Annotated in this window: 1 protein-coding gene; it reads right to left on the bottom strand. The window is 65.1% G+C overall.

From position 1 onward, the window contains the following. Nucleotides 1–255 (bottom strand): efflux RND transporter permease subunit (locus tag ACVA58_RS28170; protein ID WP_446513534.1); only part of this gene is annotated, 255 nt, incomplete at its 3' end. Nucleotides 256–269: the final 14 nt, after the last annotated feature.

The following is a 269-nucleotide window of genomic DNA, read 5'->3' as shown; positions in this document are numbered from 1 at the left end:
CTCCAGGTCAGCAAGCCCCGGAATTCCGGCCAGCTTGGCGCGCAGCAGATCCGCCTGCCCGCGCAGGACGTCCAGGTCCTCGCCGAACACCTTGATGGCGATCTGCGAGCGCACCCCCGACAACATGTGGTCGATGCGGTGCGAGATCGGCTGGCCAATGCCGATGGAGCCGGGCAAGTGAGCCAGACGCGAACGGATGTCGGCGGTGATCTCCTCCATGGAGCGCTTTAGCTCTGAGGCAGGCAGCAGACCCACGTCCAGTTCACTGA

The sequence above is a fragment of the Photobacterium sp. DNB22_13_2 genome, assembly GCF_052873915.1.
This window is presented reverse-complemented; position numbering and strand designations above follow the sequence as displayed.